The following is a 13,106-nucleotide window of genomic DNA, read 5'->3' as shown; positions in this document are numbered from 1 at the left end:
AAATAGTTTTTTTGACCATGCATTACCTTCTTAGAAAATGATACTTGATTAACAGTATTGTATTTTACAAATTTCAGTATTCAATAATTGAGATATGCCACTTTTTTAAGTAACTTCATTACTTTTGCAAAATGATTAGAGTTGTACTTCTTGGTGCTGGTAATGTAGCGACACACTTTTATAGCGCTTTTTACAAAGAAAAGACTGTAGAAATAATACAGTGCTATAATCGAAAAAATATAAAACTGCATCCTGACCAAAAAGAAGATCTAATTATAACAGATCTTAGTGATCTCAAAGAAGCAGATGTATATATTCTTGCAATACATGATGATGCTATCAAAGAAATTGCGAATCTCTTACCATTTCGAAATAAATTTGTGGTTCATACATCAGGAAGTGTTCCTATCGATGTTTTGGGGACGAATAATAGAACTGGTGTATTGTATCCCTTACAAACATTTACAAAAGATACATATGTAGATTTTAGCACTGTTCCGTTTTGTCTAGAAGCAGAAAACAGCAATGATCTGCAAACACTCAAAACCCTAGCATCGTCGCTTTCTAAAAAAATATTCGAAATTTCATCTGCACAACGAGGTATTTTGCATGTTGCTGCTGTTTTTGTGAATAATTTTGTAAATCATATGTTTGCTATCGGAAATGATATTTGTAAAGAACACCAGGTTCCTTTTGAGATTCTACATCCTCTCATTCTTGAAACCGCTCAGAAAGTATCACTTACAGATCCTGACAGTATCCAAACGGGGCCCGCAGTTCGTAATGATACAAAAACAATCGAAAGACATTTAAACATTCTAAAAGAAAAATCTCAAAAAAATATATATCAACTGTTAACGACAGCAATACAAGATAAACATGGAAAAAAGTTATAAAGAATACTTACATCATATCACTACCTTTATTTTTGATGTAGATGGCGTGCTCACTGACGGAACCGTAATGATTAATACAGACGGAGAAATGCTAAGAACCATGAATATAAAAGATGGATATGCACTAAAGACTGCCGTAAGACAAGGATACAATGTATGCATCATATCGGGAGGTAAAAACGAAGGTGTTCGCAAACGACTAGAAGGTCTAGAAATTAAAAACATTTACCTAGGTGCACATCAAAAAGTAGAACAATTAGATGAATACCTAAATAATCATACTATTAAACTCGAAAATGTACTGTATATGGGAGATGACATACCTGATATCCCGGTAATGAATAGAGTTGGGCTTCCTACTTGTCCCCAAGATGCTGTTCCCGAAGTAAAAGAAAACTCTAAGTATGTTTCTTTCAAAAAGGGTGGAAAAGGATGTGTAAGAGATGTCATAGAACAAGTATTAAAGGTGCAAGGTAAATGGGTTGCTAATTTTGATGCAAAAGCATAAATAGAATAAAAATATAGTAATGAAAATAGTATTTGCAACCAATAATGCTAACAAATTAAAAGAAGTGCAGGCACTTGTTCCTCAAGGCATTCAAATTATAGGATTGGCATCTATAGGCTGTACAGAGGATATCCCAGAGACCTCGGCAACCATAGAAGGAAATGCGACTCAAAAGGCAACATATATAAAAGAAAACTATGGATATGACTGTTTTGCTGATGATACTGGTCTAGAAGTCGATGCGCTCAATGGTGATCCCGGTGTATACTCTGCAAGATATGCAGGTGAAGAAAAAGATACTAATGCGAATATGAGTAAGTTATTGTCAGAATTAAAAGACAAGAAAAATCGAAATGCACAATTCAAAACGGTAATTGCTCTGTACAAAGACAATAAACTAACAACATTTACGGGTATCTGTTTGGGCAGTATTACCAAAGAGAAAAAGGGTGAAAAAGGTTTTGGATACGACCCTATTTTTCTTCCAAAAGGGCAATCAAAAACCTTTGCAGAGCTACCACTGGAAGAGAAAAACAAAATTGGCCATCGCGGAAAAGCAGTTCGTTTATTGATTGAACATTTAGAAGCTTAGTACCATCAGAACTGGATATTAGTATGTTTCTACTCTGCACCAGGAAAAGCCAGCATCTCTCCCATCCCTACCGTAAAAAGCCAATTACCATAGAGAGCATGCTCAATAGAAACCAAAGTAGTAGACCGTGTTTTTTTGAACGTATAAGCAAATAGCAATCCTCCTACGAATGTAAGGACTTGTACAAGAAAACTTCTAAGAAAAAGATGGGCTAATGAAAATAGAATTGCATTAATAAATATAAAAAGCCACTTGTTATAAATTAGGCTCTCATAACGCTCATAAAAAAAGGTTCTATAAATTAATTCTTGTGGCCAAACAGATAAAAAAGTATACACAAATAAAATTATTACCCAAAGTCCTGGTCTCTTGATGACAATTGAAAATAAATTTTCTGGAGCAACAAAAAACACATAACCGCCCGTAATTATACTGATGATTGCTAACTTAATAAGTACCTCTTTCCAGAAAGGAGACCAACGATTCTTATCAGGAAATGTAAATTTTAAGAGGCCTTTTTTCTTCAAAAGAAATAAAATATAAATAAAACCCAATAGCGTAGGAGCTATTTTAAAAGCGGGATGCCAATCAAACAAAAAACTTACAGGAAGTAACACAAAAAATAATAATAGTTCTATCCCCTTGTATATATTCGTTTCCATGTTTTTTTAATAAATGTCAACATAAAAAACGAAACATCGAAGTATTTAACAAAAAAAGCCTCTGGGATTTGAGGCTTATTTTGGGGACAAAAAAATCTAGTTCAATAGAAGCAATCAAAATATTCTATATTACCCGAAGGTATTTTTCAATGCAAGGCTGCAAAAGTACCTACTCAGACTCAAGTTTGTTTAGAGTGAGGTTCAAAAAAAGAGTAATTATCGATAAAAAACACTTTGATCGACGAAATACACAATCTGACTATTTAGATATCCAAAAACATCTTCCCGACTACAGTAACATGCTGTTATAATGTCTAAAATGAAATAATAAAGAGCCTACTTTTAGGATTTTGGTATTACTCTTTTACATATATCAAATATAAAGGACGTAATCATCTCTTCAATAGTTGTAAAAAATAGTAGGTGTTCTAATACAAACAAAGCATTACAGATATCTATCAAAACGAAATAATACAACAAAAAAAAGCCTCAAGGGATGAGGCTTATAACAACTAGTAATCCTAATAATAAGGGTCAATATTTTTTGCTGGGGCAAAAAAAGAAATAATCAAAACAAACAATTAAACAATCAATCAAAACAATATTTTCTCTTACTTTTATTATTTCAACACTTCAAAAATACATCGCATTACTTAAATCACCTCAAAAACACCGATAAACAAAACATGTTTAATCGATAAAAAGCAATAAAAATCGACGAAAAACATTATTAAACACTAAAACTGCTCTATTCAACTATTTTTTTTTTGAATCCTCAAACATTCAAAAACCTGATATTCTGAGGAAGAACGACCTAATTTTCTTAGCATACTTTATCTTTTATGAATTCACGATACAGCTTCTACTATTTTTGATCTAGATGCACCCTATACAAATGCATTATTTTATTTAACCCCATACATCAAAAAACCGCTGTAACTATGACTATGTATTACTTTATACTTTTTTTAAAAGTATAAATGTTGAGGAAAATTAAATTACAATATGCATTACACTGGTTAAACTCTGCAGATAGATTGCATAACTTTTATTAAAATCGTAACATTACGGCAACAAAATTTCGCACTCAACTTTATGGAAAGTCAAAACATCACTCCAACGGACCCAAAAAACAAAAATCAAATACACAACAAAGAACTTGCTATCTGGGAAGCATTGCTCCCTGTATTCATTTTGGTAGGTATGTTATTTTATAATGTATACTATGCATTTGGGGATGACGCATTAAGCGGAAGCAATCAATTTATACTCTTGCTAGGTGCTGCTGTTGCAGGTATCGTAGGTTATTTTAATAAGGTATCCTATAAACAAATGATGGAAGAAGTGGCAAAAAATTTAAAATCTACAACTGGCGCATTACTGATATTATTGATGGTAGGTTCTCTGGCAGGAACATGGCTTATTAGCGGGATTATTCCCACTATGATTTATTATGGATTGCAAATCCTAAACCCAACTATTTTTTTACCGGCTTGCGTTATTATATGCGCAATCATCTCAATAGCCACAGGTAGTTCATGGACCACCTCGGCAACCGTTGGTATTGCCCTGATTGGCATTGGTGATACTTTGGGTATTTCTTTAGGTATGACAGCAGGTGCAGTAATTTCTGGGGCTTATTTTGGTGATAAAATGTCTCCCCTATCCGATACTACCAATTTGGCTCCCGCCATGGCAGGAGGCGAATTGTTTTCGCATATAAAATATATGACCTATACCACCGTCCCAACGGTAGTAATCACTTTGGTAATTTTTATCATCATCGGATTCACGTTAGATACCACAGGAACACCCGAAATAGGGACACAATTAAAAGCTATTGATCAGGCTTTTACTATTTCGCCATGGTTATTCTTAGTACCGCTAATAGTGATTTTTCTTATTATCAAAAAGACACCTCCTTTTATAGCTTTACTCTCAGGAACACTTTTGGGTGGTATTGCTGCTGTTATTGCACAACCTCATATTGTTATGCAAATTGCAGAAGCAACTGAGCTCAATTTTAATTCTGCGTATATCGGTATCATGAAAGCAATCACTGTAGATACAGCTGTAGAAACTTCTAATGCAGAGCTTAATGATTTGTTTTCTGCTGGCGGGATGGCAGGCATGTTAGGAACCATTTGGCTTATTGTTTGTGCTATGGTCTTTGGCGGAGTTATGGATGCTATAGGGGCGTTATCAAGAATTAGCAAAGCATTACTTGACTTATTCGATTCTATATTTGGTCTTTTTGCCAGTACCGTAGTAAGTTGTCTCGCACTTAACGTAACAGCTTCAGATCAGTATTTGGCTATTGTAATCCCAGGTAGAATGTATGCCAAAGCATTTAAAGATAAAGGACTGGCTCCCGAAAACCTAAGTAGAACACTAGAGGATTCTGGTACCGTAACTTCGGTCTTAGTCCCATGGAATACCTGTGGTGCATATCAAAGTAGTGTCCTAGGGGTTCCTGTTGTTGATTATTTCTTTTTTGCCATATTTAATTGGTTAAGTCCGTTTATGACCCTATTGTTTGCCGCTTTCAGAATAAAAATTAAAGAACTAGCAAAGGACTAAACTCAAAAGTTGAGTTATACCTGTTCTAAAAGAAAAATATAACGATATGGCAGAAACAAATTGTAGTATAATTTTTTCTTATCGTTTTACACATAGATAGTTTTATAGAGGATACTATATTTGCCATACTTTAAAAAAAATTGATGAATATTATAGAAAGTCTACGTTGGCGATATGCCACCAAAAAATTTGATAGTACAAAGAATTTACCGCAAGAAAAAATAGATGTTCTTGTAGAGGCTTTTAATCTTACCGCTACCTCATATGGTTTGCAACCTCTCAAATTGGTGATCATAAAAGACAAAAAAATACAGAAAGAACTGACGCAGCATTCTTGGAATCAGCAACAAGTGGCCGATGCATCTCATGTTCTTGTTTTTTGTATAGAAAATGTAATCGGACAAGAATATATAAACAACTATTTTGATACAGTTAAAACAATCAGAAATACACCTGACAAAGTTTTAAACCCCTTTAAGGAACAGTTGGTAAAATCATTTGCTGATAAACCGCAAGAAGAAATATTGAATTGGGCGACAAAGCAAGCTTATCTTGCGATGGGAAATTTACTTACGGTATGTGCCCTAGAGCAAATAGACGCCTGCCCAATGGAAGGTTTTATTCCCGAGAAGTATGACGAGATTCTTAATCTCGCTGATTTAAAACTGTCTTCTGTACTTGTATTACCTGTCGGATACCGCGCAGAAGATGATATGTTTTCAGAATTTAAAAAAGTAAGACGCTCTATTAATGATACCGTCATTAATATCTAAATGATCTGATTGTATTCGCCTTGTAGATTGTATAGTTGTAGAGGAGAAATGAGATAGAATTCTGATACCTAAATCAATCCAAGCTTTGAGAAGGGGATATGCATAGTATATGCTATTACGTATATTTTATTTAATCAGTTCATTTTTATAAGAAGACCTGATTTCTAAAATCTCATAGCTTTTTTTTGTAATAAAATCTAAATTAATGTCGTCATAAACAGCCATCTCTTTGGCAATAGACTCTATTTTGTCTAGTCTTTTTACAATAGCAGATTTTCTTTTTAACTTATCAATTCCATCAAATAAATTTGTGATTTCTTTAAGCTTACTTACATAGTTGACTCCAATTTCTTTAATACAAAAATCACAATATTCTTTATGAACAAATTCTAAGGTAGAAAATTCAAATATATCGGCACACTTTTGACAATTTCCCTTTTTTAGACTTATTAAATATTCTTTTTCCTTTTTCTTTCTTTCCAGTTCCTCATCTTCAATTTTCGAGCCGATTATTAATCCGGTTATTCCTCCTATTGCCCCAAAAATAAATATTTGAATTTTCTGTTTCTCAGGCCACTCAGATCTTTTTGTATAGAAAGAATCAAAAATTGATCCCGTAAAAACCCCAAACAATAAACCAAAAAACAATCCTAGTATTGGGTATTTCATTTATCTTATTTTGAAATATATTAAAATTACAAATCTTACAACTGCCTATAGTACTTTATATCAAATGAAAAAAGGTTTTTATAACTTGTTCTAATTCAAGAATCAATCCCGTTTGACAAAATCATGAGTTCTGCAACAGCTACTTTTGTTATGTGTTTTTTCTTTTAAAAATACTTTCCACAAGTATTCAAAATATTTTCAATTGAATCCATTAAGTTTATTTTGGTCTTCAATTCATTAATATTTTCTTTAATCACATCACGACTTCTTTCAATTCCAGAAATCATAATCTTTTTTATTTCTTCAATTTCCATAATCCTTTCTACTTCTCCAGGAAAGATACCAGAATGAATTTCAGAGGGTATTATAAATAATATATGTCCTTTTGTTTTTTCAAATTTTGCAACGAAAACTTTTCCCGTACTATCCACAATTCTGTCCTCCTTACTACCTTCCCATCCATAAAAATCAATATCTCCCATTACTTCCTCAATTGATAGTTTAATTATAGGATCATCAGGAATTCTTGGATCGTGATGAAAAATTGGATATTTTAATTCAATTCCAATTTTGGTATTTTTCCAAGCTTCTTCTGGTTTACGATATGGGTTAGATTTACACATTTAACTCAATTATACATAACAATAATATATAGCTCCCCATAAACTCAATATACTATACCCAACTTATTGGCGTTTTAGCACCTCTAAAGTAAACACACATTTTAATATTTCATTACGGTAATCCGCAAAGAGAATTAAGAATATTTACGTAATAAACGGTAAAAAAAGGCGGGTTTTTGGCGGATTCTTTATCTATAAATTTTGGTTACTCTGGGATTAATACCAATTCTGATATGAAATGATATAACAAATAAAATTTATAGTAAATCCTAAGTAATCCATAGACAACCAAGATGAAAAACAAACCCTATGTTCCTTATACAAACATTATGGGTATCATATCGTTACCTTAAATTTAAAAAAATGCAAAATATACAGTGCTTTTTCAATTCTCTTTTCGGTATTTTTGTTCGTTATGTAATTTTTAATTTAATAATTTATAAGTATGCCAGGGTTTGAATTATTTGGTGACGAAGAAAAGAAAGAAGTTCAGGATGTTTTGGATAATGGAGTATTAATGCGATATGGGTTTGATCCTATGCGTAATGGCCATTATAAAGCCTTAGAGCTCGAAAAAGATCTTGCTAAAAAAATGCAGACCAAGCATGCGCAGGTAGTATCTAGCGGTACGGCTGCACTTACGGTTGCGCTGGCTTGTGCAGAAATAGGATCAGGAGATGAAGTGATTATGCCTACATTTACCTTTGTAGCAAGTTTTGAAGCTATCTTATCTGTTGGCGCTGTCCCAGTACTATGCGATATAGATGATACCCTTACCTTAGATCCAAAAGCAGTAGCCAATCTGGTTACAGAAAAAACAAAGGCTATAATGCCCGTACATATGTGCGGATCTATGGCGGATCTAAAAGCACTAAAAGATATTTGCGAAAAACACAATCTTATCTTATTAGAAGATGCTTGCCAGGCCATTGGTGGAACCTATGATGGCAAACCTCTTGGTAGTTATGGTGATTTAGGTTGTTTTTCTTTTGATTTTGTAAAAACAATTACTTGTGGCGAAGGTGGTGCCATAGTAACCGACTCTTCGTTATTTGCAGATCGCTCTCATAAATATCATGACCACGGGCATGATCATGTAGGGAATGATCGAGGTGCAGAAACTCATCCATTTTTAGGATATAACTATCGATTATCAGAATTGCATGCTGCTGTAGGTATTGCTCAATTAAGAAAACTAGATGATACCATTGCGCTACAGAAAAAACATTACACAATTTTACGAGACGCCATTAGTACTATTCCCGAAGTAACTTTTAGACGCGTACCTGATACCGGTGTCGAGAGTTATGCGTTTTTGACTATATTTTTACCAACAGAAGATCTTGCCAGAAAAACACATAAATCCTTAGGAGCTCATGGTGTTGATGCCTGCTTTTATTGGTATGATAACAACTGGCATTATTACAAAAAATGGGAACATCTGATAGAACAGAAATCTCTAGGAAAACTTTCTGATGAAATACAGGCAGGGCTGAAAAAGAATCTAAAATCTTTTGACTCCAGTGATGCATGGATGAGCAGAACTATCTCTTGTCTTATAAAACTTAAATGGACAGAAGAAGAGATCAACCAAAGGGCAAGTAACATGGTTACTGCGATACAAAGTATTTTATAGAACAAAAAAACAATATAAAAATTAAGAGACTGTCTGAAAAGGCAGTCTTTTTTGATTTGAAAAATAGGCAGAGTGTAAAAACATATTATATGAGGTAAATAAAAATCGGATAAAAGAGTTATATTGAATAGTTCAAACCAATTTATTTATACGAAACACATAAAAATCAATACACTTAATGAAAAATATCTTAAAACTCACCATATTCTTTACCTTGATTTGTTTTCAATTCCTACGAGCAGAAACTATTATTGTAACTCCTGATGATTTTTTAGCAGGAGTCGTAAGAAATGCCTCTGGAGGCGATATCATTCTTATGCAACCTGGAACCTATTCTGCACTATATCTGGACGATTTAATTTTCACAAAAGAGGAACCACTAATCATTAGAGGCGATGGTACCGGAGAAGTAATGATAGAAGGAAGTCTGGATTCTGGCTATTACAATGGAGTCAAATTTGAAAATTGTAGCTACATCGTCTTGGAAGGTGTGACTATATCCACCTTTAATGTTGGAGTAAGAACGATTGATTGCGATCACATTATTTTTAATGATCTGGAAGTAGAAAATATAGGCTATGGAGCGATACATACCTATTATTCAAATTATATTGATATTCTGAATTGTAAAATTCATGACACTGGTGTGGTAGAACCTAAATGGGGAGAAGGTATTTATATTGGCTCAGGGGGTTATAGTAGTGACTATTCAGATTTTCCTAATAACTGTGAGCATATATGGATTGAAGGCAATGAAATTTGGGAATGTGGTAAAGGGGAAGGAGTTAATATAAAAGGAGAAAGCTTTCACGTGACGGTAAAGAATAATATAATTCACGATATCCACCCCGGAACAAGTGATCAATCTAATAAAGGAGGAATTACTATTGAAGCTCCTACTATTTCGATTCTACAAAATTATAGAATAGGAGAAAGCAGAGATGTCTGGGTAGAGGATAATTACGTTTATGACATTTATGACGGATTCGAGGATTATTGGAACAACGGAATAAAAATTCATACCTCTGGTGTATATGTTTTAAATAACACTATAGAAAACTGTGTTAATTCTGGGATTTTCTACAACATATGGGGCGACTTCGGTATTGACGCTTATATAAATGGGAATACTATCTCCAACTGCGCTGTAGAAATGGATATTTCCAATGGTTTAACATATTACGATGAAGATCCAGGGTCTAATCCCAATGAACCTCAAAAGTGGTATGGGTATCCTGATGTCCCACTTGAAGGAATTAGTCTAAATAAAACAGAAACCACTATAGATACAGAAGGGCTAGAAAAGTTATTGGTTTCATTTTTACCTGCTGATGCCACTAATACATCTGTAGAGTGGTCCAGTAGTGATACTAATATCGCAACAGTTGACGAAGAAGGGCTTATAACTGCAGTGAATAATGGAGTGACAGAAATTACGGTTACCAGTGCTGGTGAAGATAATAATTTCTTTGCAACTTGTATAGTAACTGTGATGGATTTACCCGATTTTTCAGTTACTATTCTTCAACCTGCAAATGGAAGTATTGAATTATCTCGATCTGGAGGTATGTATCCTCAAGGCACCTTGATAGAGGCTACTGCAATTCCTAAAGACGGATATTTATTCGAAGCCTGGCAGGAAGACTTTTCTGGTACAGAAAACCCTTTGAGTATTACCGTCATGAACGACGTAACTATATCCGCAGCATTTATAGAAGAACCAGAAATTTGCGATATTCCCGATCCGATTGATTTACCTTTTATTCAGGAAGGGGCAGGAGAATATTGTTTTATAACCGAAGGAAAGGTTGAAAAGCTAAATTCCTGGAATATGGATTATTTAGAAATTAATGGACAGGATTTTACCAATAATTTCTCAAGAACAATTCCTGAGTCTGACAATGGTAAAATATATATCTACTATGTAGCTACCAAAGAGTTTGCTCATTTTGAAATTTATGGTCAAGGAATTGTAGAAGAAAACTATTATTCTCTATCGACTTCAGTTGAGGGTTTGGGTACTATTGTTCAGAACCCCGAGGAGGACTTGTATCTCGAGAATTCTGAAGTAACCCTAACAGCAATCCCAGATGATGGTTATCAATTTGCATATTGGAATAACGATCCTAGTCTTACAGAAGCTTCCATTGTAGTAGTTATGGATGCAGATAAGCAATATACCGCAATATATACTGAAATCAGTAATGAAACTTTCGTCGTAGATACTTCGGTTTCTGGAAATGGAAGTATAGTGCTAAATCCCGATGGAGGAATATACCAAGCAGGAACTGTTATTGAGATTACTGCATTACCAGATAATGGACACCAATTCGACAATTGGTTTGGAGATGTTTCTGGTAATACTAATCTGCTAAGTATTACTATAAATAAAAATACTTCAATTGAAGCTGTTTTTAGCGAAATTGTAGACGTTGAATTTTGTGATACTCCAGAAATGATAGCTATTCCTTTTGTAAAGGAAGGAATAGGGGACTTCTGCTATGAAACTACAGATGAACTAGTGAGCATAAACTCCTGGAATCTTATTGAACTAACAATTAATGGAGAGGATTATACCAACCAATGGTCTAATGATATACCAGAGAAAATTGATGGGAAGTATACGATAAACTATAGAGCCGATGTACCATGGTCTCATTTTGAAACCAATGGAGTTTCACAAAAAAGTTTTTCTACGGATTTAATGATCAAAGCGTCTCCAAATCCATTTAAAACTGTTTTTACACTTGTTTTGGAATATCCAGAGTCTATAGAAGAGATTAAAGTTTTTGATATTGTAGGAAAAACCATAGAGCGCGTTCTTCCAGACGCCATATACCCTGAAACCAAAATTGGTGAAGGATATACTAATGGAGTTTATTTTATACAGGTAAAACGAGAATTAGGATACCAAATTCTTAAAGTAATAAAGGAATAAATTTTATTCGGTATCGTAAAAAATAAAAAGAGGCAGTCTGAAAAGCTAGTCTCTTTTTATTTTTAATACTTTACGTAATCCACGATCTCAAGACCATATCCTATCATTCCCACACGTTTTTTTTGTATCGTATTTGAGACTAATCTCAACTTATGAATATTAAGATCGTGCAAAATCTGTGCACCGATACCAAAATCTTTACTATCCATAGCTACTTTGGGAGCTTTCAATACTTCTTTTCCGTTTTGTATTTCTTTTAGAGCACTTAAACGTCGTAATAGATTAAGGGATTGACTTTCTTGATTAACAAAAATAATCGCTCCTTTACCCTCTGTATTAATACGCTGAAACATAGCATCTAATGTTTTATCGGCATTATTAGTAAGGGTTCCTAAAATATCATTATTAAAAAGTGTTGAATTAATTCTTGTAAGTACGGGTTCGTCTTGTTTCCAACTACCCAAAGTCAGCGCAATATGTATTTGCTTATTGGTCGTTTGCTTATAGGCTCTTAATCTATACGTCCCAAAGCGTGTAGTAATATCAAAATCTTCTTTTTTCTCAATCAAAGAATCATGCTGCATACGATACGCTACCAGATCCTCTATCGACACTAACTTAAGATCAAATTTCTTGGCTACTTCGACCAATTGAGATAACCGTGCCATCGTGCCATCTTCATTCATAATTTCTACAATCACTCCTGCTGGTTGTAACCCTGCTAATCTCGCAAAATCAATGGCTGCTTCGGTATGTCCTGTACGTCGCAAAACACCTCCTTCTTTCGCTTTAAGCGGAAAAATATGTCCAGGACGTGCAAGTTGATGGGCTTTTGTATTTTTATTGGTAAGCGCTTGTATCGTTTTGGCTCTATCACTAGCCGATATTCCTGTGGTAACGCCTTCTCCTTTTAAATCAACAGAAATAGTAAAGGCTGTTTCTAAAGGATCGGTATTATTACCTACCATCATATTTAGTTTCAGATCATCACATCGGCGTTCGGTAAGTGGTGCACATATCAATCCCCGACCATGAGTCGCCATAAAATTAATCATCTCAGGAGTAACTTTTTCTGCAGCCGCCAGAAAATCACCTTCATTCTCGCGATCTTCATCATCAACCACAATAATTACCTTTCCTTGTCGAATATCCTCTATGGCCTCTTCAATGGTATTTAACTTCACTTTATCTGTAGTCCCGGTACTATCCGACATAATGCGTATACTTAA

General features: G+C 34.1%; 11 protein-coding genes. 7 read left to right on the top strand and 4 right to left on the bottom strand.

Features of this window, described 5'->3' with window-relative positions:
* Positions 1-131: 131 nt before the first annotated feature.
* From DZ60_RS0116310 to DZ60_RS0116300, 3 genes are read left to right on the top strand one after another with little or no spacing between them, the layout of a single operon-like run.
* Positions 132-896 (top strand): Rossmann-like and DUF2520 domain-containing protein, encoded by a 765-nt coding sequence (locus DZ60_RS0116310; RefSeq protein WP_025743105.1) that lies wholly within the window; start codon positions 132-134, stop codon positions 894-896.
* Entirely contained in the window at positions 880-1,404 is a 525-nt protein-coding gene (locus tag DZ60_RS0116305; RefSeq protein WP_025743104.1) for a KdsC family phosphatase, read from the top strand. The genes DZ60_RS0116310 and DZ60_RS0116305 overlap by 17 nt, the downstream gene beginning before the upstream one ends.
* 19 nt (positions 1,405-1,423) lie before the next feature.
* Positions 1,424-1,996 (top strand): non-canonical purine NTP diphosphatase, encoded by a 573-nt coding sequence (locus tag DZ60_RS0116300; RefSeq protein ID WP_025743103.1) that lies wholly within the window; start codon positions 1,424-1,426, stop codon positions 1,994-1,996.
* A 29-nt stretch (positions 1,997-2,025) separates the two neighbouring features.
* Here DZ60_RS0116300 and DZ60_RS0116295 read toward each other — a convergent pair whose 3' ends face one another.
* Positions 2,026-2,658: a CPBP family intramembrane glutamic endopeptidase gene (locus DZ60_RS0116295; protein WP_025743102.1), complete on the bottom strand. Its 633-nt coding sequence runs from the start codon at positions 2,656-2,658 to the stop codon at positions 2,026-2,028.
* A 1,095-nt stretch (positions 2,659-3,753) separates the two neighbouring features.
* Here DZ60_RS0116295 and nhaC point away from each other — a divergent pair.
* Both nhaC and DZ60_RS0116285 read left to right on the top strand, forming a co-directional pair.
* Complete coding sequence (gene nhaC / locus DZ60_RS0116290; RefSeq protein ID WP_025743101.1) at positions 3,754-5,238, top strand: Na+/H+ antiporter NhaC; 1,485 nt, start codon at positions 3,754-3,756, stop codon at positions 5,236-5,238.
* 143 nt (positions 5,239-5,381) lie between these two features.
* Positions 5,382-6,011, top strand: a complete 630-nt coding sequence (locus DZ60_RS0116285) for an NAD(P)H-dependent oxidoreductase (RefSeq protein WP_025743100.1) — start codon at positions 5,382-5,384, stop codon at positions 6,009-6,011.
* 126 nt (positions 6,012-6,137) lie between these two features.
* Here the strand turns inward: DZ60_RS0116285 and DZ60_RS0116280 are convergent, their stop codons facing one another.
* Positions 6,138-6,680, bottom strand: a complete 543-nt coding sequence (locus tag DZ60_RS0116280) for a hypothetical protein (RefSeq protein ID WP_025743099.1) — start codon at positions 6,678-6,680, stop codon at positions 6,138-6,140.
* 164 nt (positions 6,681-6,844) lie between these two features.
* Positions 6,845-7,303, bottom strand: coding sequence for a hypothetical protein (locus DZ60_RS0116275; RefSeq protein ID WP_025743098.1), 459 nt, complete (start codon positions 7,301-7,303; stop codon positions 6,845-6,847).
* A 445-nt stretch (positions 7,304-7,748) separates the two neighbouring features.
* On the opposite strand from DZ60_RS0116275, the gene DZ60_RS0116270 reads away from it, so the two are divergent.
* Entirely contained in the window at positions 7,749-8,939 is a 1,191-nt protein-coding gene (locus DZ60_RS0116270; protein WP_025743097.1) for a DegT/DnrJ/EryC1/StrS family aminotransferase, read from the top strand.
* 178 nt (positions 8,940-9,117) lie between these two features.
* The gene (locus DZ60_RS24375) at positions 9,118-11,877 is read left to right on the top strand and encodes an InlB B-repeat-containing protein (protein ID WP_025743096.1); all 2,760 of its coding nucleotides are present in this window, start codon (positions 9,118-9,120) and stop codon (positions 11,875-11,877) included.
* A gap of 62 nt (positions 11,878-11,939) precedes the next feature.
* On the opposite strand, the gene ribB is transcribed toward DZ60_RS24375, so the two are convergent.
* On the bottom strand, positions 11,940-13,091 hold the full coding sequence (ribB, locus tag DZ60_RS0116260; RefSeq protein ID WP_025743095.1) for a 3,4-dihydroxy-2-butanone-4-phosphate synthase: 1,152 nt from the start codon (positions 13,089-13,091) through the stop codon (positions 11,940-11,942).
* Positions 13,092-13,106: the final 15 nt, after the last annotated feature.

The sequence above is a fragment of the Aquimarina pacifica genome (genome assembly GCF_000520955.1).
GTDB lineage: Bacteria > Bacteroidota > Bacteroidia > Flavobacteriales > Flavobacteriaceae > Aquimarina > Aquimarina pacifica.
This window is presented reverse-complemented; position numbering and strand designations above follow the sequence as displayed.

Coding starts and splice junctions, on each gene's coding strand:
- DZ60_RS0116310 (WP_025743105.1), top strand. CDS start 132: ATGATTAGAGTTGTACTTCTTGGTGCTGGTAATGTAGCGACACACTTT.
- DZ60_RS0116305 (WP_025743104.1), top strand. CDS start 880: ATGGAAAAAAGTTATAAAGAATACTTACATCATATCACTACCTTTATT.
- DZ60_RS0116300 (WP_025743103.1), top strand. CDS start 1,424: ATGAAAATAGTATTTGCAACCAATAATGCTAACAAATTAAAAGAAGTG.
- DZ60_RS0116295 (WP_025743102.1), bottom strand. CDS start 2,658: ATGGAAACGAATATATACAAGGGGATAGAACTATTATTATTTTTTGTG.
- nhaC (WP_025743101.1), top strand. CDS start 3,754: ATGGAAAGTCAAAACATCACTCCAACGGACCCAAAAAACAAAAATCAA.
- DZ60_RS0116285 (WP_025743100.1), top strand. CDS start 5,382: ATGAATATTATAGAAAGTCTACGTTGGCGATATGCCACCAAAAAATTT.
- DZ60_RS0116280 (WP_025743099.1), bottom strand. CDS start 6,680: ATGAAATACCCAATACTAGGATTGTTTTTTGGTTTATTGTTTGGGGTT.
- DZ60_RS0116275 (WP_025743098.1), bottom strand. CDS start 7,303: ATGTGTAAATCTAACCCATATCGTAAACCAGAAGAAGCTTGGAAAAAT.
- DZ60_RS0116270 (WP_025743097.1), top strand. CDS start 7,749: ATGCCAGGGTTTGAATTATTTGGTGACGAAGAAAAGAAAGAAGTTCAG.
- DZ60_RS24375 (WP_025743096.1), top strand. CDS start 9,118: ATGAAAAATATCTTAAAACTCACCATATTCTTTACCTTGATTTGTTTT.
- ribB (WP_025743095.1), bottom strand. CDS start 13,091: ATGTCGGATAGTACCGGGACTACAGATAAAGTGAAGTTAAATACCATT.